24 protein-coding genes and 1 riboswitch are annotated in these 23608 nt (G+C 71.9%); of the genes, 20 read left to right on the top strand and 4 right to left on the bottom strand.

Annotated features, from left to right (window positions below; all coding sequences use genetic code 11):
• Positions 1–894: an alpha/beta hydrolase gene (locus tag ADL03_RS17425; RefSeq protein ID WP_197288403.1), complete on the bottom strand. Its 894-nt coding sequence runs from the start codon at positions 892–894 to the stop codon at positions 1–3.
• 70 nt (positions 895–964) lie between these two features.
• Here ADL03_RS17425 and ADL03_RS17420 point away from each other — a divergent pair, with 70 nt between their 5' ends.
• The 3 genes from ADL03_RS17420 to ADL03_RS17410 all read left to right on the top strand — a co-directional run bounded on the left by ADL03_RS17420 (position 965) and on the right by ADL03_RS17410 (position 3443).
• A complete protein-coding gene (locus ADL03_RS17420) occupies positions 965–1984 on the top strand; it encodes a M48 family metallopeptidase (RefSeq protein ID WP_053734512.1) in 1020 nt (339 codons plus the stop codon).
• Positions 1985–1999: 15 nt separating this feature from the next.
• The gene (locus ADL03_RS17415; protein ID WP_053734511.1) at positions 2000–2791 is read left to right on the top strand and encodes a trypsin-like serine protease; all 792 of its coding nucleotides are present in this window, start codon (positions 2000–2002) and stop codon (positions 2789–2791) included.
• Positions 2792–2876: 85 nt separating this feature from the next.
• A complete protein-coding gene (locus ADL03_RS17410; protein WP_063798617.1) occupies positions 2877–3443 on the top strand; it encodes a GNAT family N-acetyltransferase in 567 nt (188 codons plus the stop codon).
• Here ADL03_RS17410 and ADL03_RS17405 read toward each other — a convergent pair.
• Positions 3342–3950: a LysE family translocator gene (locus ADL03_RS17405; protein ID WP_053734510.1), complete on the bottom strand. Its 609-nt coding sequence runs from the start codon at positions 3948–3950 to the stop codon at positions 3342–3344. The two genes, ADL03_RS17410 and ADL03_RS17405, sit on opposite strands and share 102 nt — an antisense overlap.
• A 148-nt stretch (positions 3951–4098) precedes the next feature.
• Here ADL03_RS17405 and ADL03_RS17400 point away from each other — a divergent pair, with 148 nt between their 5' ends.
• The gene (locus ADL03_RS17400; RefSeq protein ID WP_053734509.1) at positions 4099–4830 is read left to right on the top strand and encodes a trypsin-like serine protease; all 732 of its coding nucleotides are present in this window, start codon (positions 4099–4101) and stop codon (positions 4828–4830) included.
• A 13-nt stretch (positions 4831–4843) separates the two neighbouring features.
• Positions 4844–5302, top strand: coding sequence for a GNAT family N-acetyltransferase (locus tag ADL03_RS17395; protein ID WP_053734508.1), 459 nt, complete (start codon positions 4844–4846; stop codon positions 5300–5302).
• Here ADL03_RS17395 and ADL03_RS17390 read toward each other — a convergent pair.
• Entirely contained in the window at positions 5256–6449 is a 1194-nt protein-coding gene (locus tag ADL03_RS17390; protein WP_231641960.1) for an 8-amino-7-oxononanoate synthase, read from the bottom strand. The genes ADL03_RS17395 and ADL03_RS17390 overlap by 47 nt on opposite strands.
• Before the next feature lie 43 nt (positions 6450–6492).
• Between ADL03_RS17390 and ADL03_RS17385 the strand changes: the two genes are divergently transcribed.
• Positions 6493–7554 carry a cytochrome P450 gene (locus ADL03_RS17385; RefSeq protein WP_197288402.1) on the top strand — a complete coding sequence of 354 codons (1062 nt, stop codon included), beginning with the start codon at positions 6493–6495 and terminating at the stop codon, positions 7552–7554.
• Here the strand turns inward: ADL03_RS17385 and ADL03_RS17380 are convergent.
• Positions 7538–8371, bottom strand: a complete 834-nt coding sequence (locus ADL03_RS17380; protein WP_063798616.1) for a zinc-binding dehydrogenase — start codon at positions 8369–8371, stop codon at positions 7538–7540. The two genes, ADL03_RS17385 and ADL03_RS17380, sit on opposite strands and share 17 nt — an antisense overlap.
• A gap of 33 nt (positions 8372–8404) precedes the next feature.
• On the opposite strand from ADL03_RS17380, the gene ADL03_RS17375 reads away from it, so the two are divergent.
• The 14 genes from ADL03_RS17375 to ADL03_RS17310 all read left to right on the top strand — a co-directional run bounded on the left by ADL03_RS17375 (position 8405) and on the right by ADL03_RS17310 (position 23472).
• Positions 8405–8722, top strand: coding sequence for a hypothetical protein (locus ADL03_RS17375; protein WP_053734504.1), 318 nt, complete (start codon positions 8405–8407; stop codon positions 8720–8722).
• Positions 8723–8732: 10 nt separating this feature from the next.
• Positions 8733–9692 (top strand): low specificity L-threonine aldolase, encoded by a 960-nt coding sequence (locus ADL03_RS17370; RefSeq protein WP_053734503.1) that lies wholly within the window; start codon positions 8733–8735, stop codon positions 9690–9692.
• On the top strand, positions 9689–10804 hold the full coding sequence (locus ADL03_RS17365) for an MFS transporter (protein ID WP_063798615.1): 1116 nt from the start codon (positions 9689–9691) through the stop codon (positions 10802–10804). Before ADL03_RS17370 ends, ADL03_RS17365 begins: the two co-directional genes overlap by 4 nt.
• 16 nt (positions 10805–10820) lie before the next feature.
• Positions 10821–10953: riboswitch (cobalamin riboswitch) on the top strand.
• Positions 10954–10991: 38 nt separating this feature from the next.
• Positions 10992–12917, top strand: coding sequence for a putative cobaltochelatase (locus tag ADL03_RS17360; RefSeq protein ID WP_053734502.1), 1926 nt, complete (start codon positions 10992–10994; stop codon positions 12915–12917).
• A gap of 12 nt (positions 12918–12929) precedes the next feature.
• Positions 12930–13544 carry a cob(I)yrinic acid a,c-diamide adenosyltransferase gene (gene cobO / locus ADL03_RS17355; protein ID WP_053734501.1) on the top strand — a complete coding sequence of 205 codons (615 nt, stop codon included), beginning with the start codon at positions 12930–12932 and terminating at the stop codon, positions 13542–13544.
• Positions 13545–13549: 5 nt separating this feature from the next.
• Positions 13550–14914, top strand: coding sequence for a cobyrinate a,c-diamide synthase (locus tag ADL03_RS17350; RefSeq protein ID WP_053734572.1), 1365 nt, complete (start codon positions 13550–13552; stop codon positions 14912–14914).
• 29 nt (positions 14915–14943) lie between these two features.
• Entirely contained in the window at positions 14944–15996 is a 1053-nt protein-coding gene (locus ADL03_RS17345; protein WP_053734500.1) for a cobalt-precorrin-4/precorrin-4 C(11)-methyltransferase, read from the top strand.
• A complete protein-coding gene (locus ADL03_RS17340) occupies positions 15996–16823 on the top strand; it encodes a hypothetical protein (RefSeq protein WP_157528834.1) in 828 nt (275 codons plus the stop codon). The genes ADL03_RS17345 and ADL03_RS17340 overlap by 1 nt, the downstream gene beginning before the upstream one ends.
• On the top strand, positions 16805–18076 hold the full coding sequence (locus ADL03_RS17335; RefSeq protein ID WP_231641958.1) for a cobalamin biosynthesis protein: 1272 nt from the start codon (positions 16805–16807) through the stop codon (positions 18074–18076). The genes ADL03_RS17340 and ADL03_RS17335 overlap by 19 nt, the downstream gene beginning before the upstream one ends.
• A gap of 100 nt (positions 18077–18176) precedes the next feature.
• Positions 18177–19547 (top strand): M36 family metallopeptidase, encoded by a 1371-nt coding sequence (locus ADL03_RS17330; RefSeq protein ID WP_053734497.1) that lies wholly within the window; start codon positions 18177–18179, stop codon positions 19545–19547.
• Between the two features lie 122 nt (positions 19548–19669).
• Positions 19670–20446 (top strand): trypsin-like serine protease, encoded by a 777-nt coding sequence (locus ADL03_RS17325; protein ID WP_053734496.1) that lies wholly within the window; start codon positions 19670–19672, stop codon positions 20444–20446.
• Between the two features lie 74 nt (positions 20447–20520).
• The gene (locus ADL03_RS17320; RefSeq protein ID WP_197288415.1) at positions 20521–21225 is read left to right on the top strand and encodes a PIG-L deacetylase family protein; all 705 of its coding nucleotides are present in this window, start codon (positions 20521–20523) and stop codon (positions 21223–21225) included.
• Between the two features lie 51 nt (positions 21226–21276).
• Positions 21277–22485: a uroporphyrinogen-III C-methyltransferase gene (gene cobA / locus ADL03_RS17315; protein WP_053734494.1), complete on the top strand. Its 1209-nt coding sequence runs from the start codon at positions 21277–21279 to the stop codon at positions 22483–22485.
• Between the two features lie 81 nt (positions 22486–22566).
• Positions 22567–23472 carry an RICIN domain-containing protein gene (locus ADL03_RS17310; protein ID WP_082373224.1) on the top strand — a complete coding sequence of 302 codons (906 nt, stop codon included), beginning with the start codon at positions 22567–22569 and terminating at the stop codon, positions 23470–23472.
• Positions 23473–23608: the final 136 nt, after the last annotated feature.

Genomic DNA, 23608 nt, shown 5'->3' with positions numbered 1-23608 from the left:
TCAAGCCGTTTCGAGGAACGCGTCGACCTCCGCCAGCGCCGCCGCGCGCACCGGTTCCGGTGACAGGAACAGGTCGTGCAATCCGGCCTTGACCTCGACGACCCGCACCCGGCTGCCGATCTTCGGGCCCCACCTGCGCATGCCCTCGACGTCGAGCACCGCGTCGGCCTTCGAGACCTCCTCCGTCCACTCGCGAGCGTTCAGCACGCTGCGGTCGGAGTGCAGCACGAGCACCGGCACGCGCACGTCGAGCCCGGCGTGCACCTTCTCCTGCGCCAGCAGGACCGCCCGGATCCACCCGGCCCGCACCGGGAACCCGGCCAGCGGCTTCCACCGCACGTCGAAGTCCCACTCGCCGTTGCGGGAGGAGTGGATCGACGCGCCGTAGGCGTCACCCAGCCCGCGGCGGATCTGCAACGACGGCGCGACCTTGCCGAGCAGCCGCACCACCCGCCGCAGCGGTGGCGGCTCGACCACGTCCAGCCACGGGCTGTTCAGCACCAGCGCGTCGATCAGGTCGCTGTCACGGCGCTCGTGCGCCCACAACGACGTCGTGAGCCCACCCGTCGAGTGCCCCATCAGCACCACCCGCGAGTGCTCCTCGCGCACCACCGCGATCGCCGCGTCGATCTCCTCGTAGTACACCGCCATGTCGGCCGTGTAGTTCGGCACCTCGCCCTCGCGCAACGAACGCCCGTAGCCGCGCAGGTCCACCGCGTAGAAGTCGTAGCCCTGCGCGGTGAAGTGCGCGGCGACGTGCTCCTGGAAGAAGTAGTCGGCGAACCCGTGCACGTAGAGGATCGCGCCGCGCCCGGCCTGGGCGGCACGCCTGCGGACCAGGGTCGCGGAGGCCCCGCCGCGCAACGGCAGAACCGTGGTGTCTTCGTCGCTCACGGCGCCAGTTTGCCTCCCCGAACCGTCGAATCCGCGCACCCGCGTCCGGATCGTGTCTAACCTGGACGGCGTGACGGGGGATATCGAGCAGTCATCGCGCGTGCGCTTCCCGGGGATCAGCCCGCGCGCCTACGAACACCCGGCCGACCGGGGCGCGCTCGCCGTGCTCCGCGCCGTGCCAGCCGTGGGACCGATCATCAAGGCGGTCGCGGCGGCGTTCTCCGAGCGGGGCGAACGCCTGGTCCAGGTCGCGTCCTCGGTGCGCGTGGGTCCCAAGCAGTACCCGGACCTGCACCGGCTGCGCAACGAGGTCGCGGCGGCGTTCGACCTCGAGGAGGCACCCGAGCTCTACGTCCGGCACTCGCCGGAGGTCAACGCGTACACCCGCGGCATCGACAAACCGTTCATCGTGCTGAACTCCGGGCTCGTCGAGCGGTTCGACCGCGAGGAGCTGCGGTTCGCCATCGGCCACGAGACCGGCCACGCGATGTCGGGCCACGGGCTCTACAACACCATCCTGGAGCGCCTGCTCAACCTGCAGTACGCGCTGGGCTGGATGCCGGCGGGCGCGTTCGCCATGCGCGCGGTCATCGCCGCGCTCTACGAGTGGCAGCGCAAGACCGAGCTGTCCTGCGACCGGGCCGGTCTGCTCGCGTGCCAGGACCCCCAGGCCGCGCTGCGCGTGCACCTCGCGTTCGCCGGCGACATCGGCGGCCAGGTCGACATCGCCGCGTTCCTCGAACAGGCCAAGGAGTACGAGGGCGAGGACATCCGCGACAGCATCCTGAAGCTGCTGGACAACGAGCGCCGCTCGCACCCGCTGGCCGTGGTCAGGGCCGCCGAGCTGCAGCGCTGGGCCGCGAGCGAGGAGTACCGCGAGATCCTCACCGGCACCTACCCGCGCCGCGAGGACGACCGCCCGACCGACAACCTCACCGACGACATCTTGGGCGCGGCGCGCTCCTACCGCGACTCGATGAGCAACTCCGCCGACCCGCTGATCAAGACCATCAACGACATCGGCGAGACCGTCGTGGGCGCGGCGGGAAAGATGTGGAGCAAGTTTGCTCCAAATGGAGCAGCGGAGTAGCTACCATCTGGAGTCATGAAGCGACTCGCCGTTGCGCTACTGGCTCTGATCTGCACAGCGATCTGCACACCGGGTACCGCCACCGCCGCCGACGAACGGATCGTCGGCGGCGAGCGGGCCGACATCGTGACCACCCCGTGGGTGGTCTACCTGACCGACCCGAACGGCTACCAGTTCTGCGGCGGCACGCTCGTCGCCCCGACGAAGGTGCTGACCGCGGCCCACTGCGCCATCGGCCGCTCCGCGTCCTCGCTGCGCGTCGTCGCCGGCCGGGAGGACAAGAGGAGCACCGAGGGCGTGGTCGCCGTCCCGGCCAAGGTCTGGGTCCACAGCAGGTACGTGGCCGCAGACCAGGGCGAGGACCTCGCGGTGCTGACCCTGAAGGAGGCGCTGCCGTACACCCCGCTGCCCATCGCGGAGGCGGCCGACCGGGACCTCTACCAGCCCGGCACGCAGCTGCAGGCGTTCGGCTGGGGCCGCACCAGCGAGAACGGCCGGACCTCCCGCTACCTGATGCAGGCCACGGTCCCGGTGCTGCCCGACACCACCTGCTCCGAGGCGTACCCGCAGTTCGTGCGGGCGGACATGTTCTGCGCCGGCTACCCCGAGGGCAAGGTCGACACCTGCCAGGGCGACTCGGGCGGGCCGGTCGTCGCCGGGGGCAAGCTCGTCGGCGTCACCTCGTGGGGCGAGGGCTGTGCGCGCAGGGGCAAGCCGGGGGTGTACGTCCGGGTCGGCCGGTACGCGGACGACCTGCACCCGGTCCTGGGCGTGGTGCCGCCCGCGGTCGCCGAACCCAAGCCGTGACGTCCCGTGGCCGTCGTCCGGGTGCGTGACGGCCCGGCGGCGAATCCGGTCGTGGTGAGCTCCGGCGGTGTGCCAGCCTGGGCCGGTGGTGACACTGCGACGGGCCCGGCCGGACGAGGCGGGCGTGCTGACCGCGCTCGTGCGGGCGGCCAAGGCGCACTGGCCCTACGACGCGGCGTTTCTGGCGGCCGTCCGCGACGAGCTCACCGTCCGGCCCGGCGACCTGGAGCGGTTCGTGATCGCCGAGCGGGACGGCGTGGTGCTCGGCTGCTACGGCATCGGCGGGACGCCACCGGCCGGTGAGCTCACCGACCTGTGGGTCGCGCCGGGTGTGATCGGCACCGGGCTCGGCCGCGTGCTGTGGGACCACGCCGTGGCCTCGGCCGCCGGCTACGAGTACCTCGACATCGATGCCGACCCGTACGCCGAGGGGTTCTACCTGCGGATGGGTGCCGAGCGCATCGGTGAGTCGCCGTCGGGGTCGATCCCCGGCCGGGTGCTGCCGAGGCTGCGCGTCTGGATCAACGGCACGCGGCGCGCCACCGTGCGCTCAGACGACGAGGCCGATCGACATCGTGAAGAAGACGGCGGCGCACACCACGTCGAGCGCGGTCGTGACACCGGGCCGGCGCAACCGCCCGGCCACCCGTGAGGCGGCCAGCACGATCATCAGCTCCCATACGGCGGCCAGTCCGAGGAACACCACCGCCAGCATCGCGAGCTGCGGTGCCGGTTCACCTGATCCGATGAACTGCGGCAGGAACGCCAGCGCGAAGAGGATCATCTTCGGGTTCGTGATGTTGGTCAGGAAGCCCTGCCGGAACGGCCGGTCGCTCATGACCTCCTCGGGTGCCTCCGCGCCCCGCTTCACGAGTCCGCGAGCGATGGAAACCGCCAGGTAGAGCAGGTAGCCGGCGCCGATCCAGCGCAACGCCGTGAGCACCATCGGGTACCGCGCGAGCACCACGCCCAGGCCCGAGATCACCAGTGCGACCTGGGCGGCCGCGGCCGTGTGGATGCCGGCCAGCGCGAGCAGGCCTGACCGCACTCCCGAGCGCAGTGACGTGCGCAGGAGCAGGAACGCGTCGACACCGGGGGTCACGATGACGACCGCGCACGCGATGAGGAAGGCCGGAACCTGGCCGAAGTCGAACAACACCGTACATACCCCCGTGAGCTACACCACTGGCCGCAAAATCTTCGGCCCGACGGGACTCTAACACCAGAATCTCCGGTTTTGACGCCGTCCTGACGTGCTCGCTACGGTTGGTGACCAGTCGTCCACCTGGCGCAACGAGGAGTGGCCCGTGAGGGGTAAGCGGTGTGCCGTGCTCGCAGCGGCGATCACGCTGGTCAGCGGTGCGGCACCGGCCGATGCGATCGTCGGGGGGACACCCGCGCGGGTGGCCGACACCCCGTGGGTTGTGGCGATCACCACCCCGGACGGTCAGCTGTTCTGCGGCGGTGCGCTCGTGGCCCCCGACAAGGTCATGACGGCCGCGCACTGCGCGTCGGTGAAGGGGGTCGCCGGTCGCACCCCGCGGCCGGCCGAACAGATGCGGGTGGTCGCGGGCCGCACCGACCTGCGCACGACCGAGGGCGTCGAGGCGGCGGTCACGCACGTGTGGCGCCACCCCGACTTCAAAGAGGTCACGCAGGGCGACGACGTGGCGGTGCTGACGCTCGACCGCCGGCTGCCGTACCCCACGATCGCGCTGGGCGACGCCGGTGAGAGCGGTGTCGTGCTCGGCTGGGGCCGCACGTCGGAGACCGACCGGCCCGCGATGTCGTTGCGCAAGGTGACGGTGCCGATCCTGTCCGACGGCGAGTGCGCGGCGAAGGAGCCGGACTACCGGGCGGGCGCGATGCTGTGCGCCGGTCGCGGCGGGCGGGACGCGTGCACCGGCGACTCGGGCGGGCCGCTGGTCGTGAAGGGCCGGCTGGCCGGGGTCGTGTCGTACGGGCGGGGATGCGCGCGGCCGGACGAGCCGGGCGTCTACACGCGCCTGGCTCACTACCGGTCGACCGTCGGCTTCTGATATCCAAGGTCCGGTGCGAACCACACCGATTCCGGCCACCCTGCGCAGGCAGTGGGGGCTCGACCTGAGTCCCGCCCAGCTCTACGCGGTCCTGCGGCTGCGGCAGGACGTCTTCGTCGTCGAGCAGAACTGCGTCTACGCCGACGTGGACGGCCGTGATCTCGACCAGGGGACACGGCACTTCTGGCTGGAGGCCGAGGGAACGCACGAACCGCTCGCCTACCTGCGGCTCACCGAGGAACCCGGCGCGTCGTTCCGCATCGGCCGCGTGGTGACCGCGCGGATGGCGCGCGGCCGTGGCTTCAGCCGCCGCCTCATGCAGGCGGCGCTCGTCGACGTCGGCACCGCGCCGTGCGTGCTCGACGCGCAGACCTACGTCGTGGACTTCTACGCGTCGTTCGGGTTCGTGCCGGAGGGCGCGGAGTTCATCGAGGACGGGATTCCACACCTGCGGATGCGGCGCACTCCGTGATCACGCGCACCGCGCGCTCGATCTCGGCCTCGGTCAGGTCGGCGCGCGCGGTGAGCCGCAGCCGGGAGATCTGGTCCGGCACCGACGGCGGCCGGAAGCAGCCGACGACCACACCGGCGGCGCGACAGGCCTCCGCCCACCGGAACGCCTGATCCGGCGACGGCGCCCGCACGCTCACCACCGCGGCGGTCGGCGTGCTGACCGCGAACCCGGCCTCCTTCAGCCGGAAGCTCAGGTCGTGCGCCACCGTCAGCGCCCGCTCGGCGCGGTCCGGCTCCTCGCGCAGGATCTTGATCGCGGCGAGCGCGGCGGCGACGCTGCTCGGCGCCAGTCCGGTGTCGAAGATGAACGTGCGCGCCGTGTCGACGAGGTGCTTGATGACCCGGCTCGGGCCGAGCACCGCGCCGCCCTGGGCGCCCAGCGACTTGCTGAGCGTCAGCGTCGTGATCACGTCCGGCGCCCTGACGATCCCTGCCTCCGCGACCGCGCCACGGCCACCGGGACCCACGACACCGAGGCCGTGCGCGTCGTCGACCACGAGCGCGGCCCCGTTCGCGCGGCACGCCTCGTGCAGTTCCGCGAGCGGGGCGATGTCACCGTCCACGGAGAACACCGAGTCGGTCACTACGATCGCGCGCCGCTTGCCGCGCGTCTCCAGCGCGTGCCGCACCTTGCCGACGTTGCAGTGCTCGGCGACCACGACGTCCGCCTTGGACAGCCGCGTGCCGTCGATCAGCGAGGCGTGGATGTGCTGGTCGGCGACGATCGCCGTGCCGGGACCGGTGAGCGCGGTGAGCACGCCGAGGTTCGCCGCGTAGCCGCTGGAGAACACCAGCGCCGACTGGCTGCCGCAGAAGTTCGCGAGCTCGTACTCCAGCTCGGCGTGCAGCTCCGTCGACCCCGTGACCAGGCGCGAACCCGTGGAACCCGCGCCCCACTTGAGCGTCGCGGCGGCGGCCGCCCCGGCGACCCGCTTGTCCCGCGCGAGGCCCAGGTAGTCGTTGCTCGCCAGGTCGAGGTCCGTCGAGTCGGCCTGCCGCGGACGCAGGCGCCGTGCCAGACCCGCCTTGGCACGTGCCTCAGCGCGGACGTCGATCCAGTCGAACGTCGCCTCACCACCACTGGACAACGCCTCAGTTGTGCTCACGCTCACCGCCTGAGTCTCCCATCCGCCGACTAGCGTGCCGCTCGTGGACCTGTTCACCTTCACGCGCGCCGAGCTGACCGCACCGGTCCAGTTCTGCGACGGCCGCTGGGTGGTGTCGTCCTACGCCGACGTGCGCGCGGTGCTCGCCGACCCGATGACCTACCTGCCGGACAACGCCCTGACCGCCGTCACGCCGGTCGCGCCTGCCGCGCTGCGCGCCCTGGTCAGGGCCCGGTTCTCGCTCCCGCCGACGCTCGCGAACAACGGATCCGCGTCGCACGCTGAGCTGCGGCGGCTGGTCGCGTCGTTCTTCACACCGGCTCGGGTCGCCGCTGCGGAGCCTCGCATCCGCGCTCTCGCTCTGGAACGGCTGGGTGGCTCAGATCTCGTGGCGTCGCTGGCCTGGGACCTGCCGGCGATCGTGCTGATGGACCTCCTCGGGCTGGAGGACGTGGACATCCCGACGCTCAAGCGGTGGAGCACGGGGTCGCTGGAGTTCTTCTGGGGCGACATCACCACGGAGCGGCAGCTGGAGCTGGTCGACGACGTCGGCGCGTTCCACCAGTGGCTGGTCAAGCGGTACGAGGCCCGTGAGGGCGTGCTGTTCCGCGCGCTGGCCGACGCCGGTGTGTCTGCGGAGGACTCCGCCGGACTCTGCTACTTCCTGCTGATCGCCGGCCAGGAGACCACGACCCAGCTGCTGTCCACGGCGTTGCGGCGGGCGTTGCGGGACCGCGAGCTGTGGGAGCGGCTGCCGCTGCCGGGGGTGGCGGAGGCGTTCGTGGAGGACGTGCTGCGGACCGAGACGCCCGTGGTGACGTGGCGGCGGCTCACGGCGCGTGAGGTCGTGCTGTCCGGTGTGCGCGTTCCGGCCGGTGCGGAGCTCGTGTTGTTGTTGAGCGGCAAGGAGAACGACCCGAAGCACCTGGCGTTCGGCTACGGCCGGCACTTCTGCCTCGGCGCGGGGCTGGCCCGGCTGGAGGCGGCGGTGGTGCTGCGGACCGTGGCCGAGCGGGAGCCCTCACTCCGGCTCGCCGGCGACGAACCGGAGTGGCTGACCCTGCTGTCGTTCCGCGCGCCGAAGTCGGTCACGGTCGCGCGATGAGCTTGCCCGTCGTCGTCCGGGACTCCAGTGCCCTGTGCGCCTCGGCGATGGCGTCGAGGGTGTAGACGTCGCCCACCACCGGTTCGAGGCCCAGGCCGAGGGCCTCCAGCGGTGAGACGTCCCGCGGCAGGCCCAGCACGCCGACCCCCTTGCGGAAGATGTCGCTCGCCGTGACGTCGAGGGCCTGCCCGCTCGCGAAGCCGAACACGACCATCCGGCCGACACCGTCCCTGAGCAGCTCGAACGCCCTGCGGCCGACGTCGCCGCCGATCGACTCGAACACCACGTCCACCGGCTCCAGGCCGTCCCAGTCGTAGCCGATGCCACCCTTGCTGGACGCGGCCAGCACGGTGGCCTCCGCCCGGTGTGCCAGCTGGACCAGCAGGGTGCCCACACCACCGGCCGCCGCCTCGACCAGCACGCGGTCGCCCGGCCGCACCCGCGCCGCCCGCATGGCGGCGACGGCGGTGGTGCCCTGCAGGAGCAGGGCGAGCGCGGCGTGGTCGCTCACGTCGTCCGGCACCTCGACCGGGTGCTCGACCACGGCCTTCGTCGCGTAGCCGCCGTCGCGCGGGAAACCCATGACCCGGCGGCCGTCCGCGGTCGTGCCGATGACCTCGGTGCCGATGGTGGCCGGCAGCGCCGGCCCGGGGTACCAGGGGAACAGCTCGCGGCCCCGGCCGCTCCTGATCACCGTCTCGCCGTGGTTCAGGCCGATCGCGGTGACGTCGACCAGGGTGTCACCGACCGGGTCGGGCACCTCCTCCACCCGCAGCACCTCGGGCCCGCCGAACTCGTGGAACCGCACTGCCTTCATGATCTTCCTCCCGCAAGCGGATCATCGGTCCGGTTGCTACCGGAGCGCGGCATCGAGGACGTCTCGGTCGACGACGTCGCCGAGTTCGCCGGCACGCTCTTCGACCACGTCCTCGCCAACCTGCCGCTGGTGATCGCCGCCGAACGCACCGGCGCCCGCGGTTGCGAGGGCAACTTCCAGATCACCGTCGACCGGCTCACCGAGCACGTCGGGACGGTCTTCAAGGCCCACGCGCTGCTGGCCGTGCTGCGCGGCGAGCACATCGCGTTCCTGCTCGGCCAGGGCATGACCGCGGCCGAGGTCAGGGCGGGCGTTATCTCGCTCGCGGAGTCGCTCGCGGCCGGTGTTTGATGCCGGTGTGATGAACCGCCAGCTCTCGGGAGTCCGCAAGAAGACGCTGCTGGAGATGCTCGGCCCGGTGCCGGACGTCGACCCGGACCGCTACGGCGATGGCGGGCCGGTCGGCGAGCTGGAGACGCGGGTGGCCCGGCTGCTGGGCACCGAGGCGGCGCTGTTCGTGCCGACGGGGACGATGGCCCAGCAGATCGCGCTGCGGTGCTGGGCCGACCGCACGCACAACCCGATCGTGGCCATGCACCCGCAGGCGCACCCGCTGCACCACGAGGACGACGCGCTGACCGTGCTGACGGGGCTGCGGCCGGTCCGGGTCGGCGACGACGAGGTCGCGTCGTGCCCGGAGCCGTTCGGGACGCTGCTGCTGGAGGTGCCCGACCGCGAGGCCGGGTTCGTGCTGCCGTCGTGGGACGACCTGGTGGCCACCGTCGACGCCGCCCGCGACCGGGACGCGGTCGTGCACCTGGACGGCGCGCGGCTGTGGGAGAGCGTGCACGGGCTGGGCAAGCCGCTGGACGAGATCGCCGGGCTGTTCGACTCGGTCTACGTGTCGTTCTACAAGTCGCTGGAGGGCATCTCCGGTGCGGCGCTCGCCGGGTCCGCCGACTTCGTGCAGCAGGCACGGGTGTGGCGGCACCGCTACGGCGGCATGCTGTTCCAGCAGTGGCCGGCGGCGGTGTCGGCGCTGCACGGGCTCGACACGGTCCTGCCACGCCTGGGTGCGTACGTCGAGCACGCCAAGGTCGTGGCCGGGGCGATGGGGCTGCCGGAACCGCACACGCACCAGTTCGCGCTGCACCTGCCGGGTGACCCGGCCCGGCTGAGCGAGCTGAGCGGCAGGTTCCTCGGCCGGTTCTGGCGTGCGGGCACGGTCGCGAAGACCGAGGTCACGATCGCCGGACCCGCGCTGGAGTGGACGCCGGAGGAGGTGCGGGAGGCCTGGCAGCACTTCCAGGGCCTGCTGTGAGCCGTGCCCTCCGGCTGTGGGGACTGGTCGCCGTCGGCAGCCGGATGCCGGTCGCGATGGCCCCGCTGGCGCTGGTGTTCCTCGGCCGCTCGACACCCGGCGGGTACGTGCTCGGCGCCGCGGCGGCCGCGGTGTACGTCGTCGGCGAGATCGCCGGGTCCGCGGTGCTCGGTGCGCGGCTCGGCCGGTCGCGCAGGCAGCTGCCCGCCGGGATGGTCGTCGCGGCACTGGCGTTCGCGGTGCTGCCGTTCGTCCACGGGCCGCTGCTGCTCGCGGTCGTGTTCGTGGCCGGTGCCGCACCGGCCGCCGCCCCCGGAGGCACCCGCGCGATCCTCACCTCGCTCGTGCCGGAGGAGAAGGCGGCACGGGCGCTGAGCGCGGAAGCGGTGTTGTCGCAGGTCATCTGGGCCGGGGCACCCGCGCTGGTGGTGTTCCTCGCGCTCCAGGTGCACCCGGGGGTGCCGTTGCTGGTCGCGACGGTGCTGTTCGTGGCGGGCGCGGTCGTGCTGCGGTGGCTGCCCGCGCCGGAACCGGTCACCGCCCCGATCAGCCGCTCGCTGTGGCGGGCCTGGCCGATCTACCTCACCAGCACCGCCGCGAACGCCCTGTTCGCCGCCATCGAGCTGATGCTGCCCGCGATGCTGGAGCAGCGGCGGATCCCGGTCGGCTGGGCGGGACCGCTCCTCGCGTGGTTCGCCCTGGCCTGCGCGGGTGGCGCGCTGCTGTACGGCCTGCGCACCTGGCCCGGTTCGTTGCGGGCGCAGTGCCTGGTGCTGCTGGTCTGCATGTCCTGCTCGATCGCGCTGACGGTGTTCCTGCCGGGGGTGGCCGGCATCGCGGCCGGTCTGCTCGTCGCCGGCCTGTTCCAGTCCGGTGCGATGGTGTCGCGCAGCCTCACCCTGCGCGAACGCTTGCCCTCCTACGCCCACGCGCCCGCGTACTCGCTGATGTACGCGGCGGCCGGGGTCGGGTACAGCACGTCCGCCGGTGTCTCCGCGGTGGCGGTGGAGGTGTTCAACGCCTCAGTGGCCGTCCTCCTCGGTGTCGCGATCACGCTGGTGATCGTCGTGGTCAGCGCGGTGGGGGAGCGCCCTGTCGTGAAGGCCACCTGAGGGCGGGGTTGGACCACACCCGGCGAAGTGCGACGATGCCGGGGCTGTGAGGGGAGTGCGAGGAAGCCGGTGTGACTCCGGCGCCGTCCCGCGACTGTGACCGACCGCGTGTCGGAAGTCAGGAACTCGTCCCCCTCTTACTCGACCGGACCCGGGCGTGGACACCCGAGGAAGGACTCCCTGGAGCATGTTCCCCTTTTCGGCCGTCGTCGGACACGACGACCTCCGGCTGGCCCTGCTGTTGAACGCCGTGCACCCCGGAATCGGCGGCGTGCTCGTGCGCGGCGAGAAGGGGACCGCGAAGTCGACCATCGTGCGTGCCCTCGCCGCCCTGCTGCCCGAGCTCGACGTGTCACGGGGCTGCCGCTTCGGCTGCGTGCCCGGCAGCACGGACTGCCCCGACGCACCGCACGACGGCAGCGAGCGCAGGCCGGCCCGGCTGGTCGAGCTGCCCGTCGGCGCGACCGAGGACCGGCTGGTCGGGTCGCTCGACCTGGAGAAGGCGCTGACCGAGGGCGTCCGGGCGTTCCAGCCCGGTCTGCTCGCGGCGGCGCACCGCGGCGTGCTGTACGTGGACGAGGTCAACCTCCTGCACGACCACCTGGTCGACCTGCTGCTCGACGCGGCGGCGATGGGGCGGGCGCACGTGGAGCGCGAGGGCGTGTCGGTGTCGCACCCGGCGCAGTTCCTGCTCGTGGGCACGATGAACCCCGAGGAGGGCGAGCTGCGGCCGCAGCTGCTGGACCGGTTCGGCCTCACCGTCATGGTCAAGGCGGCACGGGACGTGGCCGTGCGCACCGAGGTGATCCGCCGCAGGCTCGCCTACGAGGCCGACCCGGAGACGTTCGCCGGCCGGTGGGCCGACGAGGACGCCCGGCTCAAGCAGCAGATCACCAACGCCCGCGCCGCGCTGGCGTCGGTGTCGCTCCCGGACGCCGAGCTGCGCCGGATCGCCGCCGTCTGCGCGGCCTTCGAGGTCGACGGCATGCGCGCGGACCTCGTGGTCGCCCGTGCCGCCACGGCGCACGCGGCCTGGCGGGGTGCCACCGAGGTCGAGGAGTCCGACGTCGAGGTCGCCGTGCGGCTCGCACTGCCGCACCGGCGCCGGCGCGACCCGTTCGACGAGCCCGGCATCGAGGAGCAGCAGCTCGAAGACGCCATGCGGCAGGCCGCCGAGCACGCCCAAGAGCCCGAAGACCAGGAACCCGACCCGACCGACGGCCCCGACGACGACGGGCCCGGCGGTGGCGAGCTGCCGGAACCGCAGGAAGGCCCGAAGGGCAACGGGAACGCGCCGAACGACCGGCCCGCACCCGAGCCGTCGCCCGCCTTCAAGGCACGGCTGCTGGAGGTGCCGGGCGTCGGAGAAGGGGCGCCGGGCAAGCGTTCGCGGGCACGGGCGCGCACCGGCCGGGTCGTCCGGTCGTCCACAGTGGACGGAAGCGGCCTGCACCTCGCCGACACCCTCGCCGCCGCGGCACCGCACCAGCGCGACCGCGGCCGCACCGGCGCCGGGCTGACGCTCGTGCCGGGCGACCTGCGCAAGGCCGTCCGCGAGGGCAAGGAGTCGAACCTCGTCCTGTTCGTCGTCGACGCCTCGGGCTCGATGGCCGCGCAGAAGCGGATGTCGGCGGTCAGCGGCGCGGTGATCTCGTTGCTGCGCGACGCCTACCAGCGCCGCGACAAGGTGGGCGTGGTGACGTTCCGCGGCAACCAGGCCGAGGTCGCGCTGCCCCCGACCACCTCGGTCGACGCGGCCGCGACCCGGCTCAAGAAGATGCGCACCGGCGGCCGCACGCCGCTCGCCGACGGACTGCTCAAGGCACATCGGGTGCTGGAGATCGAACGGTTGCGCGACCCGCGCAAGCGCCCGCTCGTGGTGCTGCTGACCGACGGCCGGGCCACGTCGTCCGGGCTCGGCGGCGACCCGTCCAAGGACGCGCTGAAGGCGGCCACGCTGCTGGCGCAGACCGCCGTCGTGGTCGTGGACTGCGAACAGGGCCACGTCCGGCTCGGTCTCGCCCAGAAGATCGCCGACGCGCTGGCGGGCACCTGCGTCAAGCTCGACCAGCTCAGCGCCGACCACCTCGCCGGCGTCGTCCGCGCCGCATAAGGAGAACCTCCAATGCCACAGGGACAACCCACCGAGGTGCCCAAGGACGGTCTCACCACGCGGCAGCGGCGCAACCGGCCGTTGCTGATGGTGCACACCGGTGAGATGAAGGGGAAGTCGACGGCGGCGTTCGGCATGGCGCTGCGCGGCTGGAACCAGGGCTGGGACATCGGCGTGTTCCAGTTCGTGAAGTCCGCCAAGTGGAAGGTCGGCGAGGAGAACGCGTTCAAGGCGCTCGGCCGCCTGCACGAGCAGACCGGCGCGGGTGGCGCGGTCGAGTGGCACAAGATGGGCGAGGGCTGGTCCTGGTCGCGCAAGCAGGGCACCGAGGAGGACCACTCCGCCGCCGCACTCGAAGGCTGGAAGGAGATCCAGCGCCGGCTCCGGGCCGAACGGCACGGCTTCTACGTCCTCGACGAGTTCACCTACCCGCTGCACTGGGGCTGGATCGACGTCGACGAGGTGGTGGACACGCTGCTCACCCGGCCCGGCCACCAGCACGTGGTGATCACCGGCCGGTACGCGCCGCAGCGGCTGCTCGACGCCGCCGACCTGGTGACCGAGATGACGAAGGTCAAGCACCCCATGGACGCCGGGCAGAAGGGCCAGCGGGGGATCGAGTGGTGAACCGGCTGGTCGTCGCCGCACCCGCCTCGGGCAGCGGCAAGACGACGGTGGCCACCGGCCTGATGGCCGCGCTGCGCAGGGCCGGGTCGCGGGTCGCGCCGTTCAAGGTGGGGCCCGACTACATCGACCCCGGCTACCACGGCCTCGCGACCGGCCGGCCCGGCCGCAACCTCGACCCCGTGCTCGTCGGGGAACACCGCATCGCCGGGTTGTTCGCGCACGGGTCGAGGGGCTGCGACATCGCCGTGGTCGAGGGCGTGATGGGCCTGTTCGACGGCCGCGTCGACACCGCCGGCGTCGGCTCGACGGCGCACGTCGCGAAGCTGATCGGCGCTCCGGTGCTGTTCGTGGTCGACGCGCGCGGACAGAGCCGGTCGCTGGCGGCGTTGCTGCACGGGTTCCGCGGCTACGACCCGACCGTGCGGCTCGGTGGCGTGATCCTCAACCAGGTCGGGTCGCAGCGGCACGAGCAGGTGCTGCGGTCCGCGTGCGACGAGGTCGGCCTCGACGTGCTCGGCGTGCTGCCGCGCGACCCGCAGTTCTCCCTGCCCTCACGGCACCTCGGGCTCGTGACGGCAGTCGAGCACGGTCCGGAGGCGGTCGCCGCGGTCGACGCGATCGCGGCGGCGGTGGCCCAGCACGTCGACCTCGACGCGGTCCGCGCGCTGGCCTCGGTGCCGTCCATGGCTGTGGCGCCGTGGGAACCCCAGGTCGAGGCGGTCCGCGACGAACCGGTCGTCGCGGTGGCCGGTGGGGCCGCGTTCACGTTCGGCTACGCCGAGCACGTCGAGGTCCTGCGAGCCGCGGGTGCCGCCGTCGCCGTCGTCGACCCGCTGCGCGACGAACGGCTCCCGGCGGGAACGGCCGGGCTCGTGCTGCCGGGCGGGTTCCCCGAACAGCACGCGGAAGCGTTGTCCGCCAACGTGCCGCTGCGCGAGGCGATCGCGCGGTTCGCCCGGTCGGGCGCGCCGGTGCACGCCGAGTGCGGCGGCCTGCTGTACCTCGCACGGTCGCTCGACGGCCACGAGATGTGCGGCGTGCTCGACGCGGACGGCGTCATGACGCCGAGGCTGACCCTGGGCTACCGCGACGCCGTGGCGGCCACCGGTTCGCCGCTGCACGCGCCGGGCAGCCGGGTGACCGGCCACGAGTTCCACCGCACGCAGCTGTCCACACCGCACTCGGCGCCGCCCGCGTGGCACTGGCGCGGCGTCGACTCCCGGCCGGTGGCCGAGGGGTTCGTGGCCGGCGGCGTGCACGCCTCGTACCTGCACACGCACCCGGCCGGTGATCCGGACGCCGTGGCCAGGTTCGTGCGGGCCTGCCACCCGTTCGTGGCGGGTTCGGCAGGCGGTACGGTCTTCGCCTAAGCCTTTCGTCCTACCCCTGTGGAGCTGTCGTGACGACGACCGGTCGGGTTTGTTTCGTCGGCGCCGGTCCGGGCGCCGCCGACCTCATCACCATCCGAGGCGCGCGCCGCATCGCGGAGGCCGACGTCGTCATCTGGGCACCCAGCGCGGTCGACGCCGAGTGCGTCCGCGAGCACGCCCGCGAGGGCGCCGACCTGGTCGACTTCTCCCGCGTCACCGCCGAGGAGATCACCGACCTGTACCGCAGGGCCGCCGCCTCACGCCTGAAGGTCGTCCGCCTGCACACCGGTGACGCCGCGACCGGCGGCGGCGTGCAGGAGCAGTACGACCTGTGCCAGCGTCTGGGCCTGGAGGTCGAGGTCGTGCCGGGCGTGTCGGTCGTCGCCGCCGCTGCCGCCCGGATCGGCCGCGAGATCACGCTGACCGAGGCGTCGTCCGCGGTGTTCCTCTCGCCGGAGAGCAGCGAGGGGGTCCGCGAGTTCGCCGCGCTGGGGACCACGATGGCCGCCACGGTCTCGGGCGCGCGCACCGGCCAGTTCGTGGAGGAGCTGCTGGAGGGCGGGTACTCCGCCGAGACGCCGGTGGTCGTCGCGTACAAGGTGAGCCAGGCCGACGAGCTGGTCGTGCACACCACGGTCGGCGAGCTGGAGTCGGTCGTCAAGCAGCACAAGCTGTACCGGCCGACGCTGTTCCTGGTCGGCAGCGCGGTGAAGGCGACGGCCCGCCGCCAGTCCTCGACCGCCGCCGGCACCGACGAGCCGGCCCGCGCCGCCCGCCCGACCCGCTGGTCCCGCCGGGCCGCCTCGCGCATCGCGACGCGTGTGGACGAGCCGGTGCCCACCGCCTCCGGTTCCCCTTCCGGCGAGCCGAACCCGGCCTGGAACGCGGTCGAGGAGCTGCAGCAGTCCGTGCGCAAGCCGGTCGATGAAGCGGCCCAGAAGGACGCGGCCCAGAAGGACTCGTCCAAGCCGAAGCCGAAGCTGACCGTGGTCGCGGCCGCGATGCCGAAGCCGCCGACCGTGCAGGCCTCGGTGCCGCCCAAGCGCAAGCCCACCGCCCGTAAGCCCAAGCGCGCCAACTGATGACAGCACTGGTGGAGCAGCTGCGGGAGGCGGCGGGCCGGCCGGACGTCGAGGTGGTCGACGCCGCCGACGGCCTGCGGCCCGCGCTGAACCTGTGCCGTGCGCGGTCCGCCGTGATCGTCAAGGTGGCGCCGGGAGCGGGCCCCGCCGAGATCGGCGCGGGACTCGCCGGCTGGCGGCGCACCCTGGTGGTCGCGGACGTCGGTGAGCTGTCCACTGTGGACCCGAAGGACGCGGTCACCCGGCGCTGGATCGCGCCGGAGGCGGTGTTGTGCCTGGCGGACACCGAGTTCCTGATCGGCGCCGAGTGGGCGTTACCCGACGACGCCTTCGCGAGCCGGACCACCGTGCTGAGCGCCGAGGTCCGCGCGTTCGTGCTGGCGGTGCTCGCGCCACGGCCGGGCGTGCTGGTGTGGGACGTGCTGGCGGGGTCCGGCGCGGTCGGCGTGGAGTGCGCCCGGCTCGGCGCCGCCGTCGTCGCCGTGGAACCGGACCCGGTGCAGTGCGTGCGGATCATCGCGAACGCGTCCGCGCACGGCGTCGACGTGCGGGTCGAGGAAGCGGAGCTGGACACCACGTCGCTGCCGCGCCCCGAGGCGGTGTTCGTGGGCCGCGGCTCGCTGCCGGAGGTCAGGGCGAGTGCCGCGGTGAACGCCCGGCGCGTCGTCGTGGTGGCCGAGCGGGTGGACGAGATCGTGCCGGCGCGCGACGCGTTGCGGGCGGCGGGGTACGAGGTGGAGGGCACGCAGCTGACCGCCTCCCGCCTGCTGGAGTCCGGGTTCGCCGCCGCGGCGCCGGTGACCGTGCTGTGGGGAACGAAGAAGTGATCGGTGTGTTCGCGGGGGTGGCCCAGCGCGGTGACGCGGCCGACCTCGCCGGGCTGCTGGGGTCGGACGCGGTCGTGCCGGACGGGCCGATCAGGCCCGCGGTGCAACGGCTGTGGGACCGGCTCAGCGCGGTGGTGCTGTTCCTCGACGCGGGCTCCGCGGTGCGGCTGATAGCGCCGTTGCTGCGGGACAAGCGGACCGACCCGGCGGTGGTGTGCGTCGACGCGGACTTCGTGGTGGCGCTGGCCGGTGCCGCCGACACGTTCGCCTGGCGGATCGCGGACGCGTTGAACCGCACGGCCGTCGTGACGGCCGGACCGTCGATCGACTCGGTGCTGGACGAGCTCGTCGAGCAGCTGGACGCCACGGCGGACGGTGACGTCGCCGCGTGCGCGGCCGCCATTGAGGCGGGCGAGAAGGTCGTGCTGCGCAACCCGTTGAACTTCCCGTTGCCCGCGCTGTCGGCGAACGTGGTGTCGGCCGGTGAGGACGCGGCCTGGGTGATCGTCGTCGACGACCGGGCGGCCGCGCCGAAGGACAACGTGCTGCGGATCGTGCCTCGCACGCTCGTGGTGGGCGTGGGCTCGACGCGCGGTGCCTCGGCGACGAGCGTCGGTGCCGCGCTGGCCGAGCTGGACGCGCAGGGCGGCCTGGACCTGCGTGCCATCAAGGCGTTCGCGACGGCCGACGTGAAGGCGGACGAGCCCGGCATCGTGGACGCGGTGGAGGACTGGGGTTTCTGGCACGGCGACACCGCCGAGCTGATCACGTTCAGCGCCGAGGAGCTCAACGCGACCGGCGTGCCGAACCCGAGCTCGGTGGTGCGCAACTCGATGGGCACGGCGAGCGTGGCGGAGGCGGCCGCGCTGTGCGGTGCCCGGCAGATCTCCAACGGCGCCCCGGTCGAGCTGGCGGCCGAGAAGTTCAAGCGCGACAACGTGACCGTGGCCGCGGCACGGGTGCTGCCGCGTGGCCGGCTGGCGCTCGTCGGCCTCGGGCCCGGTGCCCCCGAGCAGCGCACGCCGCGTGCGGAGGCCGAGATCCGGCGCGCCTCGGTCGTGGTCGGCACACCGGAGGCCGTGGACGCGGTCGCCGTGCTGATGCGTCCCGGCACGCAGACCCGTGCGGACGGTGCGCGAGAACTGGCCGAGGGTGGCGCGGCGGTCGCGCACGTCGCGTTCGGAACCGGACCAACGCTGGACAATCCGGTCGAAGCCGACGTAATTGTTGTTCCCGGAGTGTGGGAACGCTAGCGTTTTTCCTTCTTTCGTAGGATCTGCCGCGAAGATTTGCCGATTAGCGTCGCCATGCACATGGCCCACCCTGCGGGGCCCGGATGCACTGGAGAACGACATGAGAGCCCGTCGTCTCGTCGCGGTGGCCTGCACCGCAGGCGTCGCCCTGTCCATGCTGACGATCACCGCTCAGGCCGCGGCGCCCAAGGAGGGCCTGCGGCTGCTGGCGGTGCGCGACTCGCTGACCGCCACGCACACCTGGTACGAGCAGACCTACGACGGCAAGCCGGTGCTGGGCGCGTACTACGTCGAGCACGTCGACAAGGTGACCGGTGCGAAGACCGTGGACGACGGCCGTCTCGCCGTGGGTGCCGTCGACCTCACGCCGGCCGTCACCGAGGAGCACGCGAAGAGCAGGTCGGCCGGTGTGCCGGAGGGCGCGAAGCTGACCGTCCTGCCGGGAACGGGCCTGGTCTACGAGGTGATCTCCGACAACGGCAAGGGATCCGAGCGCACCCTGGTGCACGCGGAGACCGGCGCGGTCGTGCGGACCGAGAGCCTGGTCAAGCACGTGGACGGCACCGGCAAGGTGTTCAGCCCCAACCCGGTGTCCTCGCAGCAGAACCAGAACCTGGTCGACGCCGACGACGCGGACTCGGCCGTGCCCGCCGCGGCCTACCGGTCGGTCACGCTGTCCGATCTGGACGGTTCCGGCTACCTCAAGGGCAAGTACGCGCAGCTGACCGGCGCGAAGAGCAAGCTCGCCTACAACAAGGGCAACAAGTTCAGCTATACGCGCAGCAACGACTTCTTCGAGCAGGTCAACGCCTACTGGGGCGTGACGGAGGCGCAGAAGTACATCCAGGGCCTGGGCTTCAAGAACGTCAACAACGAGGCCCAGAAGGTCACCACGATCGGCCTGACCGACGACAACTCGTTCTACGACCCGGCGAAGGACCAGATCACCTTCGGCACCGGTGGCGTGGACGACGCCGAGGACGTCGAGGTGGTGTGGCACGAGCTCGGCCACGCCATCCAGGACGCCCAGGTGCCCGGCTTCGGTTCCACGACGGAGTCCGGCTCGATCGGCGAGGGCTTCGGCGACTGGTGGGCGTTGATCATGTCCTCCCGCGACGCCAAGGACACGGCGACCACTCCGCTGGCGTGCATCATGGACTGGGACGCGACGGCGTACACGACCGAGACGCCGCACTGCCTGCGCCGCACCGACACCGACCTGAAGTACGCCGACCGCAAGGGTGAGGTGCACTTCGACGGCCAAATCTGGTCGCGGGCGCTGTTCGACGTCTTCACCGCGTTCGGCCGGGACAAGTCGGCGAAGATCGTGCTGGAGGCCCAGTTCTCCTACTCGCCCTCGGCGACGTTCGCTTCGGCGGCCAAGGCGACTGTGGCCGCGGCGAAGAAGCTCTACGGCGACAAGGACGCCGCTGTCGTCCAGGCCGCGTTCAAGGCCCGTGGCATCGCATAGTCAACTGTGAAGCGACCGCTGTCCGACTTGTGGCGGTTGTGCGGTTGATTCCCTGACCGTGACGCTGTGTGTGCCGCTGCTCGACACCCTGCACACACAGCGTCATCGGGAAGGACCGGCACATGGCGAAAACCCTGCGTCGCCTGATCTTGTCCATCGTGGTCACCGCTCTCGCGAGCATCTTCTTCACGGCTCCCGCGGCCAACGCCGGCGACGTCTCGCCGATGATCGTCGGTGGGACGCGGGCCAGCACGTCGACGTACCCGTGGGTCGTCTACCTGGCCTCCACCTCCGGTTCGCAGTTCTGCGGAGGCACGCTGGTGAGGGCCAACAAGGTCGTCACCGCCGCGCACTGCGTGAAGGGCCGCACTGCCGCCAGCACGCGCGTGGTGCACGGCCGTGACGACAAGCAGAGCACTGCGGGCACGGTCGCGAACGTGACCGCGATCTGGGTGCACCCGAGCTACACCACCGCGACCGCCGGCTACGACGTCGCCGTGCTGACGCTCGACCGCAGCATCAGCTCGGCCACCCTGCCGCTCGCCACGCCGTCCGACACGGCGCTGTACGCCGCGGGCAACTCCGCGCTCATCCTGGGCTGGGGCACCACCTCCTCCGGCGGTTCGGCCTCCCGTTACCTGCTCAAGGCCACCGTGCCGCTGACCTCGGACGCGACCTGCAAGACCGCGTACTCGCAGTACAGCAACAGCTCGATGGTGTGCGCGGGCTTCCCGCAGGGCGGCGTCGACACCTGCCAGGGCGACTCCGGTGGCCCGCTGGTCTACGGCGGCAAGCTCATCGGTGACACGTCGTGGGGCCGCGGGTGCGCCGGTGCCGGCTACCCCGGCGTGTACGGCCGCATCGCCACGTACTACTCGGTGATCACCGCTCAGCTGTAGCGACGACTCCGACCGCGCACCCGGCGTCCACTGTGGACTCGGGTGCGCGGTCGTATGCTGCGCGCATGGCTGATCTGGAGGCTGTGCCGGAGGACTGGGCGAGCGCGCTGGTCGTCGTCGCCCACCCCGATGACATGGAGTACGGCGGTGCGGGCGCAATCGCGCGTTGGACCGCTCAGGGCAAGAGGATCGCGTACGTGCTGGCGTGCCGCGGCGAGGCGGGCATCGACTCGCTCGAACCGGCCGTGTGCGGGCCGTTGCGGGTGGAGGAGCAGATCGCCTCCTGTGCCGCCGTGGGCGTGACCGAGGTCGAGTTCCTGGACCACCCGGACGGCATGATCGAGTACGGGCTGCCGTTGCGGCGCGACATCACGGCGGCGATCCGGCGGCACCGGCCGGAGTTCGTGATCACCGGTAACTTCCGCGAAACGTGGCCGGGCGGGAACCTCAACATGGCCGACCACATCGCGGTCGGACGAGCCGCCGTCGACGCCGTGCGCGACGCGGGCAACCGGTGGGTGTTCCAGGACCTGGGAATGGAACCGTGGAACGGCGTCCGGTACGTGGCGGCGGCGTCCTCACCCATGGCCACGCACGCCGTGGACATCACCGAATCGTTCGACGCGTCCGTGGCGTCATTGCGTGCGCACAAGGCTTATCTGGAGGCTCTGAGCGGCGACATGGCCGAGCCGGAGCCGTTCCTGCGCGGCATGGCGGAGTCGGTCGGACAGCGGTTCGGCGGCGTGCTGGCGACGTCGTTCGAGCTGTTGCGCCTGTGACCATGTTCCCTTCGGCTGGACACGGCCGATCTCGTGTGGATGCTTCTACGCATGCCCGTTGAACAGCACTACCTGGTTGGCCTCGATCTCCGGGGCCGGCGCGTCCTCGTGGTCGGCGGAGGCACCGTCGCCCAGCGGCGCCTGCCCCGCCTGATCGCCTCCGGCGCCGTCGTCGAGCTCGTGTCGCCGTCCGTGACCCCCGCCGTGCAGGGCATGGTCGACGCGGGCGAGCTGACGTGGCACGAACGGCGCTACGAGCCGGGTGACGTCGAAGGCGCCTGGTACGTGCTGGCGTGCACCTCGGACGTCGAGGTGAACGCGCAGATCGGCGAAGAAGCGCATGCGCAGCGTGTGTTCTGCGTGCGCGCGGACATCGCTGTCGAGGGCACGGCGGTCACACCGGCCGTGGGTTCGCACGACGGCATGGTCGTCGGTGTGCTCGCCGGTGGGGAGCACCGCCGTTCAGCGGCGGTGCGCGACGGGCTCGTGGCGGCGTTGCGCGACGGCCGGATCGCGGACCAGAGCGCTCCGCCGGTCGGCGTGGCCCTGGTCGGCGGCGGTCCCGGTGACCCCGAGCTGATCACCGTGCAGGGCAAGCGGTTGCTGGCCCAGGCGGACGTTGTCGTGGCCGACCGCCTGGCACCGCGCGAGCTGCTGGAGGAACTGCCCGCGCACGTCGAGGTCGTGGACGCCGCGAAGATCCCCTACGGGCGTGCGGCGACGCAGGACTTCATCAACCAGACGCTGGTCGACCGCGCCAAGGAAGGCAAGTTCGTCGTCCGGTTGAAGGGCGGCGACCCGTACGTCTTCGGCCGCGGCTTCGAGGAGCTGCTCGCGTGCGCCGAGGCGGGCATCCCGGTGACCGTGGTGCCCGGTGTGACGTCAGCGTTCGGTGTGCCCGCGTTGGCCGGTGTGCCGGTGACGCACCGAGGGGTGGCGCACGAGGTCGTCGTGGTCTCGGGTCACGTCGCACCCGACGACCCCCGTTCGCTCGTCGACTGGCCCGCCATCGCACGCCTGCAGGGCACCGTCGTGCTGATGATGGCCGTCGAACGCGCCGGTGCGTTCGCGACGGCGTTGATGGAGGGCCGTCCCGCCTCCACGCCCGTCGCCGTCGTTCAGGAGGGCAGCACGTCCGCCCAGCGCGTGTACCGGTCCACTTTGGAGACCCTCGGCGCGGACGTGGTGGCCTGGGGAGTTCGTCCGCCGGCGATCATCGTGGTCGGCCCGGTCGCCGGTATTGCTTCCGCAAATAGTTAAGTAACTTTCTTTACAAAAGCCGCTCGACCGGTGGACTCTGCTTGCACGCCGCCCAGTCCACCGGTTCCTGCGGAGGCACACATGAAACGCGCCCTGTCTGTGGCGGCAGGCATCCTGCTCGTGATGTCCGGCCTGCTCGCTCCCTCATCGGCGAGCGCCGCACCCCAACAGGTCTTCTGGACCTTCTACGGCTGGTACGACAACACGCCACCCGGCGGTGACATCGCCTACCCGCAACTCCACGACACGGCCGGCGGCAAGGGCACGTGGTCCGACCCGATCACGTTCGCGACGTCCAGCAAGGAAGCCAAGCCGGGCACGAAGATCTACTTCCCGCGGGTGAAGAAGTACTTCGTCATGGAGGACTCCTGTTCGTCCTGCGAGCAGGACTGGAACGGCAACGGCCCCAACGGCGGCCCGAAGCTGTGGCACTTCGACGCCTGGATCGGCGGCAAGGGCGGCAACGCCATGAACGCCATCGACTGCGAGGACGCGCTGACCCACTACCAGGACGACGGCAAGCCGGTGCTGGAGGAGACCGTCCTCAACCCGCCGTCGAACCTCGCCGTGGACCCGGCGCCGATCTTCAACACCTCCACCGGCGAGTGCTACGGCGGCGCCAAGCCCAAGACCACCAACGGCGAGTACAAGAACGTCGCCACCGGCAAATGCCTGCAGGGCGGCACTTCCGGCGCACAGCTGACGACGGCGGCGTGCAACGGCTCGGCCGCGCAGCAGTTCAAGTTCCACGGCGCGTTCATGGAGCAGGGCTCGCCGCAGCAGTGCACCACGCTGTCCTCGGGCAAGGTCCTGCTGAAGAAGTGCGACGGTGGCCCGAACCAGCAGTGGTCGATCAACCCGAACAAGACCATCTCGGACATGCAGTACAACACCAAGTGCTACCGCGACGCCTCCGGCAAGGTGACCGCGGCGTCCTGCTCCGGTGACGCCGCCAAGTGGACGTTCACGGCGGCACCCGCGAAGTAACCGCGCACCGGCCGCAGGCCTCACCGCCGCGAACCACGCCACCTGCGGCCCGAGGTACCCGGCCACGACCCCGCCCAGCAGCGCGCCGACCGGCTGACCACCCCAGGTGACCAGCGTCTGCGCGCTGCTGACGCGG

The organism is Nocardia sp. NRRL S-836 (assembly GCF_001279525.1).
Taxonomy (GTDB): Bacteria; Actinomycetota; Actinomycetes; order Mycobacteriales; family Pseudonocardiaceae; genus Lentzea.
The sequence above is the reverse complement of the archived record's forward strand: the minus strand, read 5'-3'. Positions and strand labels throughout refer to the sequence as shown.